At 68.7% G+C, this 20,778-nt stretch carries 22 protein-coding genes and 2 riboswitches; of the genes, 5 read left to right on the forward strand and 17 right to left on the reverse strand.

The features are described from left to right. Positions 1–14: 14 nt before the first annotated feature. Genes ACQEVY_RS13775 through ACQEVY_RS13790 form a run of 4 tightly spaced genes read right to left on the reverse strand, consistent with a single transcriptional unit; the run spans position 15 to position 3,111 of the window. Positions 15–1,034: a methionine synthase gene (locus ACQEVY_RS13775; protein WP_432948214.1), complete on the reverse strand. Its 1,020-nt coding sequence runs from the start codon at positions 1,032–1,034 to the stop codon at positions 15–17. Positions 1,035–1,065: 31 nt separating this feature from the next. After that, positions 1,066–1,764, reverse strand: coding sequence for an SDR family oxidoreductase (locus ACQEVY_RS13780; RefSeq protein WP_432948216.1), 699 nt, complete (start codon positions 1,762–1,764; stop codon positions 1,066–1,068). 7 nt (positions 1,765–1,771) lie between these two features. After that, positions 1,772–2,311 carry a TIGR00730 family Rossman fold protein gene (locus ACQEVY_RS13785; RefSeq protein ID WP_432948218.1) on the reverse strand — a complete coding sequence of 180 codons (540 nt, stop codon included), beginning with the start codon at positions 2,309–2,311 and terminating at the stop codon, positions 1,772–1,774. Beyond that, the gene (locus tag ACQEVY_RS13790; RefSeq protein ID WP_432948220.1) at positions 2,308–3,111 is read right to left on the reverse strand and encodes a class I SAM-dependent methyltransferase; all 804 of its coding nucleotides are present in this window, start codon (positions 3,109–3,111) and stop codon (positions 2,308–2,310) included. Before ACQEVY_RS13790 ends, ACQEVY_RS13785 begins: the two co-directional genes overlap by 4 nt. 88 nt (positions 3,112–3,199) lie before the next feature. Between ACQEVY_RS13790 and ACQEVY_RS13795 the strand changes: the two genes are divergently transcribed. Next, positions 3,200–3,523: a DUF427 domain-containing protein gene (locus ACQEVY_RS13795; protein WP_432948222.1), complete on the forward strand. Its 324-nt coding sequence runs from the start codon at positions 3,200–3,202 to the stop codon at positions 3,521–3,523. A gap of 39 nt (positions 3,524–3,562) precedes the next feature. Here ACQEVY_RS13795 and mnmA read toward each other — a convergent pair whose 3' ends face one another. Beyond that, the gene (mnmA, locus tag ACQEVY_RS13800) at positions 3,563–4,687 is read right to left on the reverse strand and encodes a tRNA 2-thiouridine(34) synthase MnmA (RefSeq protein WP_432948224.1); all 1,125 of its coding nucleotides are present in this window, start codon (positions 4,685–4,687) and stop codon (positions 3,563–3,565) included. 60 nt (positions 4,688–4,747) lie between these two features. Between mnmA and ACQEVY_RS13805 the strand changes: the two genes are divergently transcribed. Continuing rightward, positions 4,748–5,530, forward strand: a complete 783-nt coding sequence (locus tag ACQEVY_RS13805; RefSeq protein ID WP_432948226.1) for an N-acetylmuramoyl-L-alanine amidase — start codon at positions 4,748–4,750, stop codon at positions 5,528–5,530. Positions 5,531–5,561: 31 nt separating this feature from the next. On the opposite strand, the gene ACQEVY_RS13810 is transcribed toward ACQEVY_RS13805, so the two are convergent. From ACQEVY_RS13810 to ACQEVY_RS13820, 3 genes are read right to left on the reverse strand one after another with little or no spacing between them, the layout of a single operon-like run. Further along, positions 5,562–6,731, reverse strand: a complete 1,170-nt coding sequence (locus tag ACQEVY_RS13810; protein ID WP_432948228.1) for a cysteine desulfurase family protein — start codon at positions 6,729–6,731, stop codon at positions 5,562–5,564. 51 nt (positions 6,732–6,782) lie between these two features. Further along, positions 6,783–7,061, reverse strand: coding sequence for a DUF4190 domain-containing protein (locus tag ACQEVY_RS13815; protein ID WP_432948230.1), 279 nt, complete (start codon positions 7,059–7,061; stop codon positions 6,783–6,785). Between the two features lie 31 nt (positions 7,062–7,092). Then, on the reverse strand, positions 7,093–7,257 hold the full coding sequence (locus ACQEVY_RS13820) for a hypothetical protein (RefSeq protein ID WP_432948232.1): 165 nt from the start codon (positions 7,255–7,257) through the stop codon (positions 7,093–7,095). Between the two features lie 150 nt (positions 7,258–7,407). Here ACQEVY_RS13820 and ACQEVY_RS13825 point away from each other — a divergent pair, with 150 nt between their 5' ends. After that, complete coding sequence (locus ACQEVY_RS13825; RefSeq protein WP_432948234.1) at positions 7,408–8,025, forward strand: TetR family transcriptional regulator; 618 nt, start codon at positions 7,408–7,410, stop codon at positions 8,023–8,025. A gap of 109 nt (positions 8,026–8,134) precedes the next feature. On the opposite strand, the gene ACQEVY_RS13830 is transcribed toward ACQEVY_RS13825, so the two are convergent. The 9 genes from ACQEVY_RS13830 to ACQEVY_RS13870 all read right to left on the reverse strand — a co-directional run bounded on the left by ACQEVY_RS13830 (position 8,135) and on the right by ACQEVY_RS13870 (position 18,632). Continuing rightward, positions 8,135–8,983 (reverse strand): thioesterase family protein, encoded by an 849-nt coding sequence (locus ACQEVY_RS13830; RefSeq protein WP_432948236.1) that lies wholly within the window; start codon positions 8,981–8,983, stop codon positions 8,135–8,137. 129 nt (positions 8,984–9,112) lie between these two features. Continuing rightward, positions 9,113–10,393: an ABC transporter ATP-binding protein gene (locus ACQEVY_RS13835; RefSeq protein ID WP_432948238.1), complete on the reverse strand. Its 1,281-nt coding sequence runs from the start codon at positions 10,391–10,393 to the stop codon at positions 9,113–9,115. Positions 10,394–10,416: 23 nt separating this feature from the next. Beyond that, entirely contained in the window at positions 10,417–11,514 is a 1,098-nt protein-coding gene (locus ACQEVY_RS13840; RefSeq protein WP_432948240.1) for an ABC transporter ATP-binding protein, read from the reverse strand. After that, positions 11,511–12,509, reverse strand: coding sequence for an ABC transporter permease (locus ACQEVY_RS13845; RefSeq protein WP_432948242.1), 999 nt, complete (start codon positions 12,507–12,509; stop codon positions 11,511–11,513). Before ACQEVY_RS13845 ends, ACQEVY_RS13840 begins: the two co-directional genes overlap by 4 nt. Positions 12,510–12,625: 116 nt before the next feature. After that, on the reverse strand, positions 12,626–14,410 hold the full coding sequence (locus ACQEVY_RS13850) for an ABC transporter substrate-binding protein (RefSeq protein ID WP_432948244.1): 1,785 nt from the start codon (positions 14,408–14,410) through the stop codon (positions 12,626–12,628). A 61-nt stretch (positions 14,411–14,471) separates the two neighbouring features. Next, the gene (locus ACQEVY_RS13855) at positions 14,472–15,482 is read right to left on the reverse strand and encodes an ABC transporter permease (RefSeq protein WP_432948246.1); all 1,011 of its coding nucleotides are present in this window, start codon (positions 15,480–15,482) and stop codon (positions 14,472–14,474) included. A gap of 449 nt (positions 15,483–15,931) precedes the next feature. Next, on the reverse strand, positions 15,932–16,720 hold the full coding sequence (locus ACQEVY_RS13860) for an enhanced serine sensitivity protein SseB C-terminal domain-containing protein (RefSeq protein ID WP_432948248.1): 789 nt from the start codon (positions 16,718–16,720) through the stop codon (positions 15,932–15,934). Positions 16,721–16,917: 197 nt separating this feature from the next. Further along, entirely contained in the window at positions 16,918–17,694 is a 777-nt protein-coding gene (locus tag ACQEVY_RS13865; protein WP_432948250.1) for an enhanced serine sensitivity protein SseB, read from the reverse strand. Between the two features lie 245 nt (positions 17,695–17,939). Continuing rightward, the gene (locus ACQEVY_RS13870) at positions 17,940–18,632 is read right to left on the reverse strand and encodes an AAA family ATPase (RefSeq protein ID WP_432948252.1); all 693 of its coding nucleotides are present in this window, start codon (positions 18,630–18,632) and stop codon (positions 17,940–17,942) included. 208 nt (positions 18,633–18,840) lie between these two features. Further along, positions 18,841–18,955, forward strand: a riboswitch (glycine riboswitch). Beyond that, positions 18,956–19,074, forward strand: a riboswitch (glycine riboswitch). A gap of 34 nt (positions 19,075–19,108) precedes the next feature. On the opposite strand from ACQEVY_RS13870, the gene gcvT reads away from it, so the two are divergent. Further along, positions 19,109–20,236: a glycine cleavage system aminomethyltransferase GcvT gene (gene gcvT / locus ACQEVY_RS13875; protein ID WP_432948254.1), complete on the forward strand. Its 1,128-nt coding sequence runs from the start codon at positions 19,109–19,111 to the stop codon at positions 20,234–20,236. Between the two features lie 151 nt (positions 20,237–20,387). Next, the gene (gcvH, locus tag ACQEVY_RS13880; RefSeq protein ID WP_328768496.1) at positions 20,388–20,777 is read left to right on the forward strand and encodes a glycine cleavage system protein GcvH; all 390 of its coding nucleotides are present in this window, start codon (positions 20,388–20,390) and stop codon (positions 20,775–20,777) included. The last annotated feature ends 1 nt before the right edge of the window (position 20,778 follow it).

Consider the following 20,778-nt stretch of genomic DNA (forward strand, 5'->3'; position numbering starts at 1 on the left):
GTGTCGTCCTCCCGTTACTCTGGGTTGTCCGCGAGGGATCTCGCCGCCTGGACGCAGTGGGCGAGCGCCCGGCGCGCGTACTCGGGTGAAGCACCCGCGAGTCCGCACGTCGGAGTGACCGTGACCGACTCCGCGAGAAGCCCCGGATTCAGCCCCAGCCTGCGCCACAGCGTCCTGACACCCATGACGCTACCGGCAGGGTCTGACAATGGGCCGTCCGTGCCCGGCACGATGCCCGCGAACAGCTTCGTGCCCCCTTCCACTGCTTCCCCGATCACGTCGTCGTCACGCTCGGTGAGGAGCCCGAAGTCGAAGGAGATCGCGGAAACCCCCGCCCGCCGCAGCAGGGCGAACGGGACATCGGGGGCGCAGGTGTGCACGACCACGGGCCCCTCGTCCTGCACTCCGGCCACGTCCCGCAGCGTGCTCTCGGCGACCTGGCGGTCCACGGACCGGTGGGTGCGGTAGCCGCTCGCGGTCTTCACCTGACCGCGCAGGACGGAGACGAGCGAGGGCTCGTCGAGTTGCAGCACGATCTCGGCGCCGGGCACCCGCCGCCGTACGTCCTCGAGGTGGGCGCGCAGTCCCTCGGCGAGCGATCCGGCGAGATCCCGGCACGCACCGGCGTCGGACAACGCCGCCTGGCCGTTCTTCAGCTCCAGCGCCGACGCGAGCGTCCAGGGCCCCACCGCCTGCACCTTCAGCGGCCCCTCGTACCCCTGCGTGAACTCCTCCAGCGCGTCGAGGTCCTGACGGAGCCAGGCCCTGGCCCGCCGGGTGTCCCGCCCCGGCCGGTCCCCGATCCGCCACCCGCTGGGCTCCACGCGCGCGTACAGCTCGACCAGCATCCCGGCGGTACGCCCGATCATGTCGGCCCCGGGCCCACGGGCGGGCAGCTCCGCCAGATACGGCATCCCTGTCTCCGGCCCCTCAAGGGTCCCGGTCACGGTCTTGGCGGCCTCCCGGGCGTCCTGGCCCGGCATCGACCCGATCCCGGTCGCGGGACCGGGCCTGAACACGCTGTTTTCGCTCACAACGGCAGCGTACGGAATCCGGATGTCGCGGTCAGCGCCCCGGCCGCACCGTCAGGTCGTGGACCTCCGCGTCCCGAGGCAGGTCCAGGGCCATCAGGATCGTCGTCGCCACCGACTCGGGGTCGATCCACTTCGACGGGTCGTACTCCTTGCCCTCCTGCTGGTGGACCTTGGCCTGCATGGGGCTGGCCGTACGGCCCGGGTAGATCGAGGTGACGCGAACGCCGTTCGCGTGCTCCTCCTCTCGCAACGAGTTGGCGAGGGCCCTCAGACCGTGCTTGGAGGCGGCGTACGCGGACCATTCGCGGCCGGCGTTGAGGCCGGAGCCAGAGTTGACGAAGATCACATGCCCCTGGGCAGCACGGAGTTGGGGCAGGAAGTGCCGGGTCAGCTCGGCGGGCGCGATCAGGTTGACGTTCAGCTGGTGGCGCCAGGTCTTGGGGGTCAGCTCGCCGACCGTGCCCAGGTCGATGACGCCCGCGCTATGCATGAGCGAGTCGATCCGGTCGGGCAGCGTCTGGTGCGAGAACGCCCAGGAGAGCCGGTCCGGGTCCGCGAGGTCGCCGACCAGGGTCTTCGCCCCCGGGAACTCTGCGGCCAGCTCCTTCGCCCGGCCCGCGTCGCGCGCGTGCAGCACGAGTTCGTCCCCGCGTGCATGGAGACGGCGGGCGACGGCCGCGCCGATACCGGAACCGGCCCCGGTGATCACATGTGTAGCCATGCCCGCCATGCTCGCATCACTGCTGGCCTAGCGACTCCTCCAGGTACGCCAGCGCTCCCACCGGCTCCTCGGCGAAGAACACCAGGTCGGTCAGCGGCACCGGCAGGAAGCCCTCGTCCTCCATGCGCCGGAACTGCTCCTTGAGGCCGTCGTAGAAGCCCGCCGTGTTCAGCAGCACCACCGGCTTGGTGGTGTGGCCGTGCTTCTTCAGCTCCAGGATCTCCGTCGCCTCGTCCAGCGTGCCGGTCCCGCCGACCATGATCACCACCGCATCGGCCTTCTCCAGAAGCAGTCTCTTCCGCTCCGCGAGGTCGCGCGCCACGACCATCTCGTCGGCCCCCGGCCGCGTCCTGGCCGCCAGGAACTCAACGGAGACCCCTATCAGCCGCCCACCCGCCTCCTGCACCCCGTCGGCGACGACCTTCATGAGCCCGACATCCGAACCACCCCACACCAGGGCATGCCCGCCCTTGCCGATGAGTTCGGCGAACTCGCGGGCGGGGCGCGTATAGCGCTCGTCGAGTTCGGCAGCCGAGAGGAAGACGCAGATATTCACGACTTCACCGTACTGGCCGCCTCTGACATCGCCGTCACGCGGAGCTTCGACTGACCGTGCGGCAGCTTCTCCCAGTCGTCCATGAACGTGGCCGAAAGGCCGTGTTTCGCGGCCAGTTGAACCAAAGTCTCGGTGCGGTAGTAGAAGTCCTCGTGCAGCACCTGGTGTTCGCGGCCCTCGGTCCGGTCGAAGGTGAAGTCGAACCATCCGCCGGGCGCGAGTACGCGGCCCACATTGGCCAGACACTGTTCGATGACGTCCGGCGGCGAATGCGAGAACACACTGTGCGCGTGCACCACGTCGAAGGACGCGTCGGGCAGGAAGGCGAAGGTCAGATCGTCCGTGAGCGTCAGATGGGGCAGCTTGTCCTGGAGGCCTTCGCGTACGAGGGTGTCCTGGGCCGCGATCAGGATGTCCGGCGAGATGTCGAGCCCGTAGTAGTTGCCGCTCTCCAGGTAGTCGATGAACAGCCGCCCGGCGCGCAGATTCCCGCAGCCGATCTCCAGCATCCTGTGCTGCGGCTTCAGCCCGTGCTTCACCAGGTAGTCGAACTGCATCCGCCCGAGCTGCTCCCACCGCTCGCGTGACGGATTGTGGCCCACCGCAGCCTCTGTGCTGCGCGCGGCGTCGGAGGCCATCACGGCCCGGTAGTACGCGATGTGGTCGCGATACCGGAGCCGCAGCCAGGCATCTCGCGCGGCCCGGCGGGCATACGGGGGCACCTTCTCCGGGTGCTTCAGCGCGTAAGTCACTTGATGGGCAAGGCTCTTGCGGTAGCGGGTCAGTCGCGTGGCTCCCATAGGGACTCCCGATCGGACGACGTCAGGGGAAGAATCCGCCGGCGGCATGCGCTGCACCCGGTGAGACCCCCACCCGAGGAGCCGGAACATGACCGCAGGCCACCGCATCGCCATCGAGCAAGGCACCGAGCACGTACGCGTGGTGCACGACGGACAGGTGCTCGCGGAGAGTACACGCCCACTGCTGCTGCGCGAAACAGGCTTCCCCGTGCGCTATTACCTGCCCATCGAGGACGTACGCACCGAATTGCTGACGCCCTCGGACACCCACACGCACTGCCCCTTCAAGGGCGACGCGTCCTACTGGTCGCTCCCCGGCGCCCCCGACTTCGTCTGGACCTACCCGGACCCGAAGCCGGAGGTCGCGGAGATCAAGAACCACGTGTGCTTCTACGAAGTAGAAGTCATCTGACCGACAAGGCCCACAGGCCGGCCATACCGACCAGGCCGATCAAGCAACCGCAGTCGTCGCCCGCACCGTAGTCGCGATCGTCGCCGAGCCCACCACGCGCGTGCCGTCGTACAGGACGATCGCCTGGCCGGGGGCGACGCCGCGGACGGGCTCGGTGAAGGTGACTTCCAGGGAGTCGTCGACGAGTTCGGCCGTGACCGTCGTCTCGCCTCCGTGGGCGCGGAGTTGGGCCGTGTACGTGCCGGGGCCGGTGGGGGCCGCGCCGCACCAGCGGGGCTTGATCGCCGTGAGGGCGCGGACGTCCAGGGAGGCCGCGGGGCCGACGGTCACCGTGTTGTTCACCGGGGAGATGTCGAGGACGTAGCGCGGCTTGCCGTCGGGGGCGGGTGTGCCGATGCGGAGCCCCTTGCGCTGGCCGATGGTGAAGCCGTACGCGCCGTCGTGGGTGCCCAGCTTGTCGCCCGACTCGTCGACGATGTCGCCCTCCGACTTGCCCAGCCGGTTCGCCAGAAAGCCCTGGGTGTCGCCGTCGGCGATGAAGCAGATGTCGTGCGAGTCCGGCTTCTTGGCGACGGCCAGGCCCCGGCGCTCGGCCTCGGCGCGGATCTCGTCCTTCGTCGTGACCGTGTCGCCGAGCGGGAAGAGGGCGTGCGCGAGCTGGCGATCGTCGAGGACTCCGAGGACGTACGACTGGTCCTTGGCCATGTCGGAGGCGCGGTGCAGCTCGCGCGTGCCGTCGTCGTTCACGATCACCTTGGCGTAGTGACCGGTGCAGACGGCGTCGAAGCCCAGGGCGAGGGCCTTGTCGAGCAGGGCCGCGAACTTGATCTTCTCGTTGCAGCGCAGGCAGGGGTTCGGGGTGCGTCCGGCCTCGTACTCGGCGACGAAGTCCTCGACCACGTCCTCCCGGAAACGCTCGGCGAGGTCCCAGACGTAGAACGGGATACCGATCACGTCTGCGGCGCGGCGGGCGTCGCGCGAGTCCTCGATGGTGCAGCAGCCACGCGCCCCCGTGCGGAACGATTGCGGGTTCGCCGAAAGGGCGAGGTGGACACCGGTCACGTCGTGGCCTGCTTCCGCGGCTCGGGCGGCGGCGACGGCGGAGTCCACACCGCCGGACATGGCGGCGAGTACGCGGAGGGGGCGCTGTGAGATCTCAGTCATAACCCTTCCAGGGTACGGGTCCCCGGGAACCGGGGCCCCCGGGTATCCGTTGGCCCTTTCATGGGAGAGGACTGGACGAATCAGTGGTCAGGTCTGCGGGCTGCGGACTCCCGGGAGGAGTCTCTGCCGGAGCCTCGGCAGGAGTCCCCTCGCAGACACCGCCGGGAGAAGGAGGACGGGCGGCCCATCGGCCGGCGGGCGCTGATCGTCGGTGGGGCCGCGGCTGCCGTGGGCGGGGCCGTTCTGGGCTGGGACCAGTTGACGCAGGACGGCGCCATGCGCGAGGGGATGGCCCGGGACATGTGGAAGATCCCTGGCATGCGCAAGCCGCGGAAGGAGGGGGAGGTCGACTTCGCGGGCGCCCAGTGGGTCGCCGCCTCGTCGGCGAACTGGCGGATGGCGGACCGGCCCGCGGACTACTCGATCGACATGGTCATCATCCATGTCACCCAGGGCAGCTTCGACTCGGCGGTGAAGGTGTTCCAGAACCCGTCCCACGGCGCGGCGGCGCACTACATCTTCCGCAAGGACGGGCACGTCGCCCAGATGATCCGTGAGCTGGACGTGGCGTACCACGCGGGCAACCGCGACTACAACGAGCGGAGCATCGGCATTGAGCACGAGGGCTTCGTGGAGCGTCCGGAGGACTTCACGGACGAGATGTACCGCGCTTCGGCACGGCTGACCGCCCGGATATGCGCGCGGCACAAGATACCCGTGGACCGGAAGCACATCCTCGGGCACGTCGAGGTGCCGCAGGCGACCCATACGGATCCTGGGGACGGCTGGGACTGGCAGAAGTACATGCGGATGGTGCGGGAGGCGCGCAGCACGCAGGCATAGGGCACGTCACGTTCCGTCAACACGTACTTCGTCAGCTGAGCCCCGCCGTCCTGGCCCGCTCCACCGCCGGTCCGATCGCCTTGGCGACCGCCTCCACGTCCGCGTCCGTGGAGGTATGGCCGAGGGAGAAGCGGAGGGTGCCGCGGGCCAGGTCCGGGTCGGTGCCGGTGGCGAGGAGGACGTGGCTGGGCTGGGCCACGCCCGCCGTGCACGCCGAGCCGGTGGAGCACTCGATGCCCTGAGCGTCCAGGAGCAGCAGCAGGGAGTCGCCCTCGCAGCCGGGGAACGTGAAGTGGGCGTTCGCGGGCAGTCGGCCCTCACTCGCCGGGTCGCCGCCGAGGATGGCGTCGGGGACGGCCTTGCGTACAGCGTCGACCAGGTCGTCCCGCAGCGCGCCAATCTCCCGTGCGAACCACTCGCGCTGCTCGGCCGCGGTTCGCCCGGCGACCGCGAACGCGGCGACGGCGGGCACGTCCAGCGTCCCGGAGCGGACGTGACGCTCCTGGCCACCACCGTGCAGGACGGGCACGGGACTGTACTCGCGGCCGAGGAGCAGAGCGCCGATGCCGTACGGGCCGCCGATCTTGTGGCCCGAGACCGTCATCGCGGCGAGTCCGGAGTCGGCGAAGTCGACGGGGACCTGGCCGAAGGCCTGGACGGCGTCGGCATGCAGGGGGATGTCGAACTCGGCGGCGACATCGGCCAGTTCGCGGACCGGCAGCACCGTGCCGATCTCGTTGTTCGCCCACATGATCGTGGCGAGGGCCACATCGTCGGGGTTACGGGCGATGGCCTCGCGCAGGGCTTCGGGGTGGACGCGGCCGTACGGATCGACCGGGAGGTACTCGACCGTGGCGCCCTCGTGTTCGCCGAGCCAGTGCACGGCGTCAAGGACGGCGTGGTGCTCGACAGGGCTGGCCAGGACCCGGGTACGGGCCGGGTCGGCGTCGCGGCGGGACCAGTACAGGCCCTTGACCGCGAGGTTGTCGGCCTCGGTGCCGCCGGAGGTGAAGACCACCTCGCTGGGACGTGCGCCGAGGGCTGCCGCCAGGGTTTCGCGGGCTTCCTCGACGGTTCGCCGCGCGCGGCGGCCGGCCGCGTGCAGGGACGAGGCGTTGCCGGTGACGCTCAGCTGCGCGGTCATTGCCTCGACCGCCTCCGGGAGCATCGGGGTGGTCGCGGCGTGGTCGAGGTATGCCATGGTGGCCCAATTCTAGAGCCCGCTGTTCCCTGGCTCCGCCGGGCCGGTCCGTCAGCCGCCGAGGCTCCACGACAAGGTGTTGTCCACCGACATGAAGGCCGCCAGGACCAGGAGGTCGGCGATGCCGAGGCCCAGGCCCAGGTAGGCGCGGCCGGGGCGGGTGGTGTTGCGGTAGAGGGCCACGGATGCCAGGACTATGGCGATGGGGCCCAGGAAGATGTTGAAGACCAGAAGGCCCACGAGTCCCAGGATGAAGGACGCCACGGCCATGCCATCGGCGTCGCGACGGACGGCGTTACGGCGCTGGGGCGCGGCGGTGGTCAGTTGCATGGGTCTGCTCCCAACAAGCGTAGGGACGTGGTCAATTGGTGTTCTCGCGACGGCGCGAGTGACGCTCGCGGACCGCGAAGACGGCCAGCCAGGCGCCGATGACCGCAGCGGCGACCAGAGTGAAGGGGAGCGGCGCGTGGGCCACGGTGCCCAGGACGACGCCCAGCAGCAGAAGTGCCGCGACGAGGAACAGCATGGGATGCCTCCCGTGGTCGTGGGGTCGTATGCGTTGCTGGATGAAGACCACTGTTCGGTGAACGCTTGTAGTTACAGCTGTTCACTGACTAGCGAGTCTAGCCCGTCCATGACTTTCCAAATCACAGAGAACAGTTGTTAACTGCATGGCATGAGTCACACCCTCGGCGTCCGTCAGGCCCAGAAGCAGAAGACGAGACAGGCGTTCCTGGACGCCGCGCTGACTCTGCTGGAGGAGCAGAGCCTCAGCAGTCTGGGGTTGCGCGAGGTCACCAGGGCCGTGGGCGTCGCCCCGACCGCCTTCTACCGGCACTTCCCCTCGACGGCCGATCTCGGGGTGGCCCTGGTCGAGGAGGCGCTGGGCAGCCTGCACACGATGATCGCCGGCACGGTGTCAGCGGCCGGCGACGGCGACGAACGTATCGAGCGCGCCGTCGAGCTGATCGCCCGTCACGTACGCGAGTACCCAGCCCACATCCGCTTTATCGCCCGCGAACGGAATGGCGGGGTCCAGAAAGTCCGGGCCGCGATCGCAGAGCAACTCGCCCGCTTCACCGAGGAGGTGAGGACCGCACTGGCCGAGCACCCGGAGTCGGCAGGCTGGAGCGACGACGACCTGCTGATGCTCGCAGGCCTGTACGTCGACCAGATGCTGATGACCGCGTCCAACCTCCTGGACGCGTCCCCCGAGGAGCAGGACCAGGTCCTCCGGGTGGCGACCCGCCGCATGCGCCTGATCGCGGTCGGCCGCCGACACTGGTTGGGGTGACATCCCCTCAGCAGGACGCACACGAAGGGCGCGTACGAAGCTGCCGTACGCGCCCTTTCGCCGCCCTGCGTTCAACAGGCCTGCGTGCAACAGGCCTACCTGCAATAGGTCAGAGCCTGACCCGCGCAAGCTGTCGCGACTGCGCCACCAGCCGGTCCGCGCTGTCCCAGACTTCGGCGTCCTCCTCCAGGAAACCGCCGGCGAGGTTGCGCGTCGTGATCGAGACCCGCAGCGGACCCAGCGCCGGACGGCAGCGGATGTGCACGGTCAGCTCGACGGTCGGAACCCAGCCGGACAGGCCCAGTTCGAAGGCGGTCGGCGGCAGCGCGTCGACCGCGAGAAGCAGCGAGAAGGGGTCGGCGTCCCGGCCGTCGGCGAGCCCGAACCAGGCCCGCATCTCCCCCTTGCCGGACGGCGAACCAAGAGCCCAGCCCAGCGTGGAGGGGTCGAGCTTGAGCATCAGCCGGTCGGTGATGGCGGAGCTGCCGGGGACGGGAGCGGGCGAGTCGGCGGGCCCGAAGCACTGGTCCAGCGGCGGAATCGCAGGCGGCTTCGCCGAGGTGCGTACGTCGTCGGGGAGCGCGTCCAGGTCACCATAGGAGGCGAGGACTCGGATCCGCTCGACTTCCCGGCCGGCGTCGTCGTACTGGAAGAGGGAGGCCTGACCCGTCGACAGGGTGCGGCCGGTGCGTACGACATCCGTGCGGACGACCGCCGGACCCGGTTCGGACGCGGTCAGGTAGTGCGCGGAGATGCTGAACGGGTCGCCGTGCGGCAGGGCGTCCGCGAGGGCGCGGCCCAGAACGGCCAGCAGGTAACCGCCGTTGACGGCGTTGATGATCGTCCATCCGGCGGACAGGTCGATGTCGTAGACGCCGGGTGCGCGGCGCGCGACCGCGGTGTCGCGGTCGAACTCGCTGTCGCCGATCGCTGCCTGTACGAGAGCTGCTTCTGACATGCCTGAACGGTACAACAACTAACTACTAAGCAGTAGCTTTTGAGATTTCAGCCACGTGACATCTCCCCGCGCACACAGAAAACGGGAGAGCGCGCACGCGCTCTCCCGTTTTCTGTCATGCCGCGGAAGCTACTCCTTGGAGGCCCCGGAATCCTTGGCGGTACCGGAGTCCTTAGCGGTACCGGAGTCCTTGGCGGTACCGGAATCCCCGGGCTCCTCGCCCGACGTCTCCCCCACCTGCGCCGCGACCGCAGCCGACGTCTCCGCCGACTCCGCGAGCACCTCGTCGGCCACCAGCGCCGCCGCTTCCTTCGCGGCGGTCAGCAGAACGGTGTCCTGCGGGGCCTGATCCTCGAAGTTCTCCGGGTGGTGGCAGGCCACCTGCTGACCGGGCTTCAGCTCGAGGAGCGGCGGCTCCTTGGTCGTGCAGATCTCCGTGGCCTTCCAGCACCGGGTGTGGAAGCGGCAGCCGCTCGGCGGCGAGATCGGCGAGGGCACATCGCCCTTGAGCAGGATGCGCTCGCTCTTGGCGGCCCGGCGCCGGGGGTCAGGGATGGGCACGGCCGACATCAGCGCCTTGGTGTACGGGTGCATCGGCGCCTTGTAGAGCGAGTCGCGGTCCGCGAGCTCCACGATCTTGCCGAGGTACATCACCGCGATACGGTCCGAGACATGGCGTACGACGGACAGGTCGTGCGCGATGATCACGTACGTCAGGCCCAGCTCCTGCTGGAGGTCGTCCAGCAGGTTCACGACCTGCGCCTGGATGGACACGTCCAGGGCGGAGACCGGCTCGTCCGCCACGACCAGCTTCGGGTTGAGCGCGAGCGCGCGGGCGATGCCGATGCGCTGGCGCTGGCCGCCGGAGAACTCGTGCGGATAGCGGTTGTAGTGCTCGGGGTTGAGGCCGACCACCGACAGCAGCCGCTGGACCTCCTTCTTGATGCCGCCCTCGGGCGTGACGCCCTGGAGCTTGAAGGGGGCCCCGACGATGGTGCCGATCGTGTGGCGCGGGTTCAGCGACGAGTACGGGTCCTGGAAGATCATCTGGACGTCACGGCGCATCGGGCGCATACCGCCGACCCCGAGGTGCGTGATGTCCCTGCCCTCGAACTCCACGGTGCCCGCGGTCGGTTCGAGCAGCCGGGTGATCAGCCGGCCCATCGTCGACTTGCCGCAGCCCGATTCGCCGACGACGCCGAGCGTTTCGCCGGACTTGACCTCGAAGTCGATGCCGTCGACCGCCCGCACCGCGCCGACCTGCCGCTGGAGCAGGCCCTTGCGGATCGGGAAGTGCTTCTGGAGCCCGGTCACCTTCAGCAGGGTCTCGCCGGGGGCGGCGTCCTTGGTGAGGGTCGTCCCCGCGGCCGGCTTCGGGCCCGCGCCGTCGCTCTGTGCGGATGTGGTCACTGCCGCGTCCTCGGGTTTCTCACTCACAGCTTGGGCGCAATCTCTTCGGTCCAGATACGCTCCCGCTGCTCCTGCGTCATATGGCAGGCGGCCCAGTGCTTGCTGCCGACCTCGGTCAGCTCGGGGCGGACCGTGCGGGTGACGTTGTCCTTGGGGACGTCCGCGTACGGGCAGCGCGGGTTGAAGGCGCAGCCCGACGGGATGTTGATCAGCGAGGGCGGTGAGCCCTTGACCGGGATGAGCCGCTCCTGCTGTTCGCGGTCGAGGCGCGGCATCGAGCCCAGCAGGCCCCAGGTGTAGGGGTGCCGGGGCTCGTAGAAGACCTTCTCGGCCGGGCCGCGCTCGACGCAGCGCCCGCCGTACATCACCAGGAGGTCGTCGGAGAGCTCGGCGACGACGCCCAGGTCGTGGGTGATGATGATGACCGCGGAGCCGAACTCCTTCTGCAGATCCCGGATGAGGTCGAGGATCTGCGCCTGGACGGTCACGTCCAGGGCGGTCGTCGGCTCGTCCGCGATGAGCAGCTCGGGGTTGTTGACCAGCGACATCGCGATCATCGCGCGCTGGCGCATACCGCCGGAGAACTCGTGCGGGTAGCCGTCGACGCGCTTGTCCGGCTGCGGGATGCCCACGCGGTCGAGCATCTCGATCGCGCGCCGCCGCGCGGTCTTCTTGTCGACGTCGTTGTGGATGCGGTACGCCTCCACGATCTGGTGACCGATCGTGTAGTACGGGTGCAGCGCCGACAGCGGGTCCTGGAAGATCATCGCCATCTCGCGGCCACGCAGTTTGCGTACGTGGTCGGGGTCGGCGGTGAGCAGTTCCGTGCCGTCCAGCCAGATCTCGCCGGAGATCTGCGCCTTGCGCTTGCCGTACTGGCCGGTGGTGTGCAGGCCCATGATGCCGAGCGAGGTCACCGACTTGCCGGAGCCGGACTCGCCCACGATGCCGAGGGTCTTGCCCTTCTCCAGCGAGAAGCTCAGCCCGTCGACGGACTTGACCAGTCCGTCGTCGGTCGGGAAGTGCACCTTCAGGTCGCGGACTTCGAGGAAGGCGGTCGGGGCGGGCGAGTCCTTCACGGGCTCGCCCAGCGCCGACCCGCTCTTGCTGAGTTCGGTCATGCGAGCCTCACTCGGGGGTCGATCACGGCGTACAGGATGTCCACGACGAGGTTGGCGACGATCACCGCGAGCGAGGTGATCAGCGTGACGCCCAGGATCACCGGGAGGTCCTTGTCGCTGATCGCCTTGAGCACGGCGGCGCCGAGGCCCGGCAGGCTGAACGTGGTCTCGGTCAGGATCGCGCCGCCGATCAGGGCGCCGAGGTCCATGCCGAGCATGGTCAGGATCGGCGTCATGGTGGAGCGCATGGCGTGCTTGCCTATGACGACCGGCTCGCGCAGGCCCTTGGCCCGGGCGGTACGGATGTAGTCCTCGCCCATGATCTCCAGCATCGTCGCTCTGGTGATACGGGCGTACATCGCCGCATAGAGGAAGGCGAGAGTGATCCAGGGCAGGATCATGCCGCCCAGCCAGCCGCCGAAGCTCTCCTCGATCGGGACGTATTGGGCGTCGAGCCAGCCGAGTCCGTAGCTGAAGATCGCCAGCGACAGCAGGCCGGTGAAGTAGATGGGGAGCGAGACGCCGGCTAGGGCGACGACCATCGCGCCGCGGTCCCACAGGGAGCCGCGCTTGAGCGCGGAGAGCACGCCCGCCGCGACACCGAACAGCAGCCACAGAACGGCGGCACCGAGCGCGAGGGCCAGCGTGACCGGGAAGCGGTCGGTGAGCACCGGCCAGATGGCCTGCTCGTTCTTGAAGGAGTAGCCGAAGCACGGCGCCGCGCATTCCGTTACGTCGCCGCCAGCCGCGTAGGTGCGACCCGCGAAGAGGCCTTTGAAGAACTCCCAGACCTGCACAAGGATCGGATCGGCGAGGCCGAGCTTCTGGCGCACGTCCTCGATGGCCTGCGGGTCGGCCTGCTTGCCCACGAACATCGTGGCCGGGTCCACACCCGCCCACCTGGGGACGAGGAAGAAGATGCAGAAGACCACCAGAATGATGACCACCAGCATCACTGCGGCGGCGAAGAGCCGCCTGAAGAGGTATGCGAGCACTGCTCTCGGCCCGGCGGCGGACCGTGGGCCACCGGAGGTCTTCCGGTGGCCCACGGGTTACGCCGCGCCGGCCTTCACCTGCCTTTCGTGCCGTATGGCGGGTGCGCCGGTCGGAATTACTTCTTGAGGCCCAGGTTCACGAAGTCGTACATACCGCTGTAGCCGTCGGTCGTGTACACGTTCGCCAGGTCGCTGGAGCGCCAGTTGATGAACTTCTCGAAGACGAAGGGCAGGTAGTAACCGCCCTCCATCACCTTGTGGTTGATCTCCGTGGCGATGGTTTCCTTCTTCGCGTCGTCGAGCTCCTTGACGTACTGGTCGAAGAGTCCGTCGATGGTCTTGTCCTCGATCATCGCGAAGTTGTTGTTACCGCTCTCCAGGATGTACTTGCTGTGCCACAGCGGCAGACCGTAGCCCTGGACGGACGGGAAGTCCGGGCCCCAGCCCATGATGATGATGCCGTAGCCCTTCTTCTTCACGTTCTCAGGGCTGCCGATGATGCCGGTGGTCTGCGCACCGTCGAACTGGTCGATCTCGGCGGTGATGCCGACCTTCTTCAGCGACGCCTGCAGCGACTCGGCGGTGGCCACCTCGACCGGCTTGTTGTTGCGGACCGCGATGGTGGTCTTGAAGCCGTTGGGCTGACCGCAGGCCTTCAGCTCTTCCTTGGCCTTGGCGGCGTTGCCCTTCTTGTTCTTACCGGCCATCTCGAACGGGTCGTACTTCTGGCCCTCGGAGCCCGGCACGGACGGCGGCAGCATGTTGGTGCCGATGTCGCCACCGGCGACCGGGCCACCGCGCGCGGTCTGCAGCGACTCGTGGTCGGCGCCGTAGATCACGGCGTTGCGGCAGTGGATGTTGTCGAACGGCTTGACCGTCTGCGGGAAGACCGCGTACCGGATGTAGCCGGAGACCGGGTTGTCCAGGTTGCCCTTGTGCTCCTTCAGGGCGGTGGTGCGGCCCTGCGGGGACATACCGGTCTGGTTGACGTCCAGGTGGTAGTCGCCGTTGATCAGACGCTGGTCCATGTCATTGGCGTTGGTGAACAGCGTCAGCGAGATCTTGTCCGGGTACGCCTTGCGGACCGGGTCCGAGGCCTGCTTCCAGTTCTCGTTGCGGACCAGGACCAGCTTCTTGTTCGGCGTGTACGACTGGAACTTGTACGGGCCGGACGAGAACGGCTTCAGACCGTACTTCGACTTGGTGTCCTTGTCCTGGCGGACCGGGGACGCCGAGGTCAGCGCGAGCATCTCCTCGAAGTCGGAGTTCGCCGCGGGCAGGTTGAAGACGATGGTCTTGTCGTCGGGCGTCTCGATCGCCTTCAGACCCAGCTTGTCCGGGGACGTGTCCTTGTACGGGCCCTTGTACTCGCCCTTCGGGTCGAGGACGTCCCTCAGGTAGACCGGACCGCCGGACAGCACGTCCTGCGCCCACACACGCTCGATGCCGTACTTGATGTCCTTGGAGGTGATCGGCTTGCCGTCCTCCCAGGTGATCCCGTCACGCAGCGTGTACGTGTACGTCTTGCCGTCGTTGGTGATCTTCGCCGTGCTGGTGGCGAGGTCCGGGGTGACCTCGGCGCCCTTGGCACCGGGCTCCGTCTTGTTGGTCACCAGCTGACGGCTGTAGTAGCGGGAGAAGTTCCACATGAAGCCGTAGTAGCCGCGCGTGGTGTCCCACGAGTCGGCGTCCTGGACGCCGGCGAACTTCAGCTCGCCGCCCTTCGCGGCCTCGGAAGCCTGGGCGACCTTGTTGTTCGCGGCGTCGAAGCCGGCCGCGCCGCCTTCCCCGCCGTCGTCGGTGCCGCCGCCGCCGCACGCCGCCGTGGCCAGCAGCGCAGCGGCCAAGGCTGCGGCGGCCACGGCCTTTTTACGCCGCCCTTTGGTGCGTTGGGTAATCACTCGGATCCTCCGTGTGTGTAGCGGCCCGCCGACAGATGACGGGCCCTGGGGGTACGGCAGTTCAGCGGGAACCCTTCGGATCCAGCGCGTCGCGCACGCCGTCGCCGAATAGGTTGAAGGCAAGGACGGTGATGAAGATCGCCAGACCCGGGATCACCATGTACATGGGGTCCGAGTCGTAGTAGTCGATCGCGCTCGAGAGCATCTGGCCCCAGGAGGCGGTGGGCGGCTTGACGCCCACGCCCAGGAAGCTGAGCGCCGCTTCGGTGAGGATGTTGGTCGGGATCATCATCGTCGTGTACACGATGATGGGCGCGACGAGGTTGGGCAGCAGTTCCTTGAACAGGATGTACACCCGCCCGGCGCCGAGACTGCGGGCGGCCTCGACGTACTCGCGCTCACGCAGCGAGAGCGTCTGGCCGCGCACCACGCGTCCGACATAGGGCCAGCCGAAGAAGCCGATCACCAGGATCATCACGAAGATGCGCACGCCCGTGCCGGTGAGGCCCAGCATCTGATTCGGCATCACCGAGACCAGCGCGATGATGAAGAGCAGCTGAGGGAACGCCAGCAGACCGTCCATCACACGGCTGATGATCGCGTCCAGCCAGCCGCCGAAGTAGCCGGCGAGCACACCCAGGATCGTGCCGAGCACCACCGCGACGAGGGCGGACAGGAAGCCGACCAGGAGCGAGATCCGGGCGCCGTAGACGATCCGGGCGAACACGTCGCGCCCGTTGACCGGTTCGACGCCGAAGGGGTGGTCCGCGCTGATGCCGCCCCAGGAGCCCTTGGGGGTCGAGAAGAGAGGGTCGATCAGGTCCTCGTGGTGCGTCTCGGGGTCCTGCCCGACCAGGTTGGTGATCACCGGTGCGAGCAGTGCGATCGCGATCAGTACGAGCACGACGACGCCGCCCGTCAGGGCCAGCTTGTCGCGCTTGAGGCGCTCCCAGGCGATCCGGCCGAGGGAACGCCCCTGTACGGCTTTGCCCTCGGCGGAGCCGGCGAGCACCGCCTCCTCGGCAGCACTCGGGGCCGCTTCCGCGGTCGGCTCGTGCAATGGTGCCGTCATCGTGGCAGCGACCCCTCTCAACCGGCTGTAGCCGGCCCCCACATGCCGCTTGTAAGCGGCGTGATCAGTCCGTCGTACACAGGGGCGAACACCCCCGAAGCCGGAGTCTTCAACGGTTCAGCGATCTGTTGCCAGACCTGGCGGTGAATGGATGCCTAAACGTGATGCTGTCTGGGACTTTCCGTTATCCGAACGGTATGCAACGGGGTGCGGACGCGGGACAGTTGATACTCAAGAGTCACACGCCGCGTTTACCCGCGTAGATCGGGACAATAAACCCGAACCGGATGCGAAGTCGAATCGAGGTCGAACAGAAGCCGAACGGAGCAGGTCCGGCGGGGTGAGCCCGCGTCAGCCGGGATCAGCCGGGGGCCGGGCAGAGTCCGACGGAGCGTCAGTACGAGGGTGGCAGTACGAGCCCGGCAGGACCAGAGGGCCTGAACAAGAGGTCAGTAAGAATCCGGGTAGCCGTAGCCGCCCGCCACCGGTGCCTGTGCGGGGGCCGCGTGGGCCTCGCGGTCGTAGAACGGGCGCGTCATGGCCCGCATCCACATGGCCACCGGGTCGTACTCGTCGGACATCGCGACGGTCGACACCGGCAGCCCTTCCGGTACGGCGCTGATCGACTGCTGCATCATCGCCCGCACCGAGTCCACGGCGGGCGGACTCGTGTCGTACACATCGAGGCCGATGGCCAGATACGGCGCCCCGAGCGCGGGCTGCACCCAGGCGCGGCGCAGCGAGCGCACGGCGGCGGTGCGATGCGCGTTCTGCGCGAGGAGGGCGTAGAACTGCGGGAGTTCGATGCTCGGCTCGGCCATCCGGAGCGGGCCTGCGGGCTGCCGCTCCATCCCGGTGGCGATACGGCGCAGGTCGAGCCAGGGGACGCCGACGCCGCCGCCGGGGGCGTGCGGATTCAGCCACAGGCCGTAGTGATCGGGGTAGAGGGTGCGGGCCACATCGAGGCCGTCGACGACTTCGTACGAACGGTTCCAGCCGCTGGCCGAGAGCTCCTGGGCGGAGGTGACACAGGGCGCGTAGCTGAAGCCCTCCACCTCCATGTTTCCGTACTGGGCGTCCGGTGAGCCGGCCTGGCCGTGCCAGAGCAGCATCCAGATCTGGCCACCGCCGGGGGTCGCGAGCGCCCGCAGGAGCGCCTCGTAGGCGTCGTAACGCCCGGGCGTGACCTGGCGCAGCATGTGCTCGACCTGCCCGGCCGCGATGCCGCTGGCGCTCACCTGTACCGCCCCTTCGTGAAGTTGACTCGGATATGAAACCAGCTTATGCGCTGCGCTGGCTGAACCGTTGTGAGCTGGCCTCCGCTGTAAGTGCCGATTTGAGCTCGGGGCTCCTTGTTGATTGCGGGCTGCGGGTCCGTTGTGGCTTGTCGCGCAGTTCCCCGCGCCCCTAGCGGGCGCCCCCGACGGGGCGCCCGCTATAGCGGGGCTTGGTAGAAGGGGCGGACCCGTTCTCGTAGCCACGTGGTTACTGGGTCTACTGCTGCTTCCAGGAAGACCAGGTTTACCGGCCAGGGGGATGGGGCTCGGGTTAGGGCTCTGCCCAGGGCGTCCAGGGGGCGGGCTCGGGCTTCCGGGTCCCAGGAGGTCAGTTCTACGCCTATGAACAGGACCGGGTCCGCTGTTTCGATGGCTGCCAGGCAGCGGCGGGCCGTTCTTACGGTGCCGGTGGCTTCGAACTCGGTCGCTGCGGCGTTGAGGAAGTCCACCGGGTCGTGCTGCCAGTCGGGCTCGTACAGGCGGACTCGGCCGCCGCCTGCGGGACCGTCCAGTTCGGTGCGGCCGGCTCGGCACAGTTCGGCAACGGCGGGCGGAGGGAGCGGGACGCCGACCGTGCCTTCCGGGTTCACCGCGATGCCCACCTGCGGCGGCAGTCCGCGTGCGAACTCGACGGCGGGCGCGATCGTGTACGACATGTGGTCGCCGGCGATCTGCCGGAGCTGCTGTTCCGAGCTGAAGACCGGGACGTACGCCTGTCCGTCGAGCTCCATCGCGGGCAGGTCCAGCGGACCGCTGTGCGGGCCACCGCCGTTCGGCAGGGGCACCCAGAGGAAGCTCCGGCCGAGGACCTCCACGATCCGCGCCCCAGCCGACGCCCCCGCCGGGGCGCCCAGGGACGCGGCGAGCACCTCCTCCAACTCGTTGCCGGGCCAGCCGACATGGGGATGAGGGTGCGCCTGTGCGGGGAAGTCCATCTGCCTCTACCACCTGCTCGAAAACCACTGCTGGCACAGCAACCGCTGCGCCGGAAAACCCTAGCGCCCACCAGAGCGACTGCCCGAGCTCCGGTTCGTTACCGCGCCCCTAAGGAGGCCGCAGGCCTCTTAGGGGCGCGGGGCTGTGACATTTGCGGCTCCGCCGCGATGGGGGTCCCCCCGCTCGAGCGGAGTCGAGAGTGGGGGAGCGACCAGCCACAACGCACCCGCAGCGGAGAACCGCCTCACCCAGCGGAGCGCCCGTCACCGAAGTCGATCCGCCGCAGCACATCCGCCGCCGACCGGTCGATGAGGACCGCCGAACCGCAGCCCTCCGGCAGGTCGCCCTTCTCCACGGAGCGCAACAGCCGCGCGACCGCGGCGCGGTGCCGGGCGAAGGCGTACCGGGAGACGCCGCGGCCGCGCTCGCGCTGGCCGTCCAGGGCCGTGTCCGGCGGGACGTCGAGGAGCAGCAGATGCAGCGTGCCGCCGCGGCGGCGGGCCTCGCGGGCGATCCAGTTGCGTACCCAGGCCTGGGTGCCGCAGTCGTGCACGACGACGCCCTCGCCGGAGCGCAGGGCGCGGCGCAGGCCCGCGTAGTGCGCGGCACGCACGAGAGGGCGGTAGACCGCGTACGGCAAAAACCGGGACAGGCGCTGGTCCCAGCGGTCGCGGGTGTCCTGCGAGTCGATGCGTACGCCCGTCACGGCGCGGCGCATCAGGGTCGACTTGCCGCTGCCCGGCAGGCCCGTGACGACGACGAGATCAGCCGCGCCGAAGCGCAGGCCGTGCGGACTGCGTCCCGCCCGCTCCCGTAGATCACGGACGACGGGCGCCGGGAACGGGCCGCACGCCTCCCTGGCCGGGGCAGCCGGGACAGCGGGCTGCTTGGGCAGTGCGACGGCGGCACCGGTCGCGTAAGCCGTGGTCCTGTTCACGCTGTTCGTCCTCCCCATCGGGTCGGGAGACCCATCCCCGTCGAGTGTAAAGAGAAGGTAATGCGCGCAGCCTTCCGTTTTCGTTCTTGCCCTGCCACAGGCCCGTCACAGATCACTGTGAACGCCTGTGGGCCCGCTGTGAATGACCCCCCTGCCGTGCCGCACCGATGCGTGCGATGATGTGCGCGCCAACTGCATACCGGCCGTTTGAATCCGCGCGGGAGAGTTCCGGGTACGTGTACACGAAGGTGTACGGGTGTCCGGGCGCCGAAGGAGCAAGTCCCTCCCTTGAATCTCTCAGGCCCCGTTACCGCGCGGGCGAGGCACATCTGAAAAGCGGGTCGTCTCCTGGTAGTCAGGGCGGCGGCTCCACCCACGGTGCAAGCCACTGACCGTACAGGTCATGGCGAACCTCTCAGGTTCCGATGACAGATGGGGAGGAACGACCTCGCCGTCATGCCTTGGGAGCCCGTCCGATGAGCAGCACCATTCCACGCCGCACAGCCCTCGATGCCCTGCATCGTTCGCTCGGCGCCACGATGACCGACTTCGCCGGCTGGGACATGCCGCTGCGGTACGGCTCCGAGCGCGACGAGCACCTGGCCGTCCGTACGAAGGCCGGTCTCTTCGACCTCTCCCACATGGGCGAGATCACCGTCACCGGACCGGAGGCCGCCGCGCTGCTCGACTACGCGCTGGTCGGGAACCTCGGCAGCGTCAAGGTCGGCCGCGCCCGCTACACCATGATCTGCCGCGAGGACGGCGGCATCCTCGACGACCTGATCGTGTACCGGCTCGGAGAGACCGAGTACATGGTGGTGGCCAACGCCTCCAACTCCCAGGTGGTCCTTGACGCCCTGACCGAGCGCGCCGCTGCTCGTGGGGGTTTCGACGCCGTCGTACGCGACGACCGTGACGCGTACGCGCTGCTCGCGATCCAAGGCCCCGAGTCCCCCACCATCCTCAAGTCGCTCACCGACGCCGATCTGGACGGCCTGAAGTACTACGCGGGTCTGCCCGGCACGGTCGCCGGCGTCCCGGCCCTGATCGCGCGGACCGGCTACACGGGCGAGGACGGCTTCGAGCTGTTCGTCGCCCCGGCCGACGCGGAGAAGTTGTGGCAGGCGCTGACCGAGGCGGGATCCTCGGCGGGCCTCATCCCCTGCGGCCTGTCCTGCCGGGACACGCTGCGCCTGGAGGCGGGCATGCCGCTGTACGGGCATGAGCTGTCGACCTCGCTCACCCCCTTCGACGCGGGGCTTGGGCGGGTCGTGAAGTTCGAGAAGGAGGGCGACTTCGTGGGGCGCGAGGCGCTCGCCGAGGCCGCCGAGCGCGCTGAGAAGAACCCGCCGCGCGTCCTCGTCGGCCTGGTCGCCGAGGGCCGCCGCGTCCCGCGCGCCGGGTACGCGGTCGTCGCCGACGGCAAGGTCGTCGGCGAGGTCACCTCCGGTGCGCCCTCGCCGACCCTCGGTAAGCCGATCGCGATGGCGTACGTCGACGCCGCGCACTCCGCGCCCGGCATGCCGGGTGTCGGCGTGGACATCAGGGGCAGTCACGAGCCGTACGAGGTCGTGGCGTTGCCGTTCTACAAGCGCCAGAAGTAGTCCCGCCCGCGGTTCGGCGGCACGCCGACGTGGCGTACGTTCCCGTGTGCCGTCTCGTATCCGCGTGTCGTGTCTCGTGTCGTATCCGCGGTCCCGTCACGCACGACAACCCGTTCATCACCCTTCCCCCGCGTACAGGAGAATTCAGGCCATGAGCATCCCCCAGCAGCTGCGCTACAGCAAGGAGCACGAGTGGCTGTCGGTCGCCGAGGACGGCGTCTCGACGGTCGGCATCACCGAGTACGCGGCGAACGCGCTCGGCGACGTCGTGTACGTACAGCTCCCCGAGGTCGGCGACACGGTGACCGCGGGCGAGACCTGCGGTGAGCTGGAGTCGACGAAGTCGGTCAGCGATCTGTACTCGCCGGTCACCGGTGAGGTCACCGAGATCAACCAGGACGTCGTGGACGACCCGGCGCTGGTGAACACGGCCCCGTTCGAGGGGGGTTGGCTGTTCAAGGTACGGATCGCCGAGGAGCCGAAGGACCTGCTCTCCGCGGCCGAGTACACCGAATTCTCCGGCTCCGACTCCGCCTCCTGAA

Source organism: Streptomyces sp. CA-288835 (genome assembly GCF_050936385.1).
Taxonomy (GTDB): Bacteria; Actinomycetota; Actinomycetes; order Streptomycetales; family Streptomycetaceae; genus Streptomyces.

Bases quoted from the DNA above. Each gene is read 5' to 3' on its own strand.
- ACQEVY_RS13855 (WP_432948246.1), bottom strand. From the start codon at position 15,482: ATGACGGCACCATTGCACGAGCCGACCGCGGAAGCGGCCCCGAGTGCT.
- ACQEVY_RS13865 (WP_432948250.1), bottom strand. From the start codon at position 17,694: ATGGACTTCCCCGCACAGGCGCACCCTCATCCCCATGTCGGCTGGCCC.
- ACQEVY_RS13810 (WP_432948228.1), bottom strand. From the start codon at position 6,731: ATGGCATACCTCGACCACGCCGCGACCACCCCGATGCTCCCGGAGGCG.
- ACQEVY_RS13795 (WP_432948222.1), top strand. From the start codon at position 3,200: ATGACCGCAGGCCACCGCATCGCCATCGAGCAAGGCACCGAGCACGTA.
- ACQEVY_RS13780 (WP_432948216.1), bottom strand. From the start codon at position 1,764: ATGGCGGGCATGGCTACACATGTGATCACCGGGGCCGGTTCCGGTATC.
- ACQEVY_RS13815 (WP_432948230.1), bottom strand. From the start codon at position 7,061: ATGCAACTGACCACCGCCGCGCCCCAGCGCCGTAACGCCGTCCGTCGC.
- mnmA (WP_432948224.1), bottom strand. From the start codon at position 4,687: ATGACTGAGATCTCACAGCGCCCCCTCCGCGTACTCGCCGCCATGTCC.
- ACQEVY_RS13805 (WP_432948226.1), top strand. From the start codon at position 4,748: ATGGGAGAGGACTGGACGAATCAGTGGTCAGGTCTGCGGGCTGCGGAC.
- ACQEVY_RS13825 (WP_432948234.1), top strand. From the start codon at position 7,408: ATGAGTCACACCCTCGGCGTCCGTCAGGCCCAGAAGCAGAAGACGAGA.
- gcvH (WP_328768496.1), top strand. From the start codon at position 20,388: ATGAGCATCCCCCAGCAGCTGCGCTACAGCAAGGAGCACGAGTGGCTG.
- ACQEVY_RS13820 (WP_432948232.1), bottom strand. From the start codon at position 7,257: ATGCTGTTCCTCGTCGCGGCACTTCTGCTGCTGGGCGTCGTCCTGGGC.
- ACQEVY_RS13790 (WP_432948220.1), bottom strand. From the start codon at position 3,111: ATGGGAGCCACGCGACTGACCCGCTACCGCAAGAGCCTTGCCCATCAA.
- ACQEVY_RS13840 (WP_432948240.1), bottom strand. From the start codon at position 11,514: ATGACCGAACTCAGCAAGAGCGGGTCGGCGCTGGGCGAGCCCGTGAAG.
- ACQEVY_RS13830 (WP_432948236.1), bottom strand. From the start codon at position 8,983: ATGTCAGAAGCAGCTCTCGTACAGGCAGCGATCGGCGACAGCGAGTTC.
- gcvT (WP_432948254.1), top strand. From the start codon at position 19,109: ATGAGCAGCACCATTCCACGCCGCACAGCCCTCGATGCCCTGCATCGT.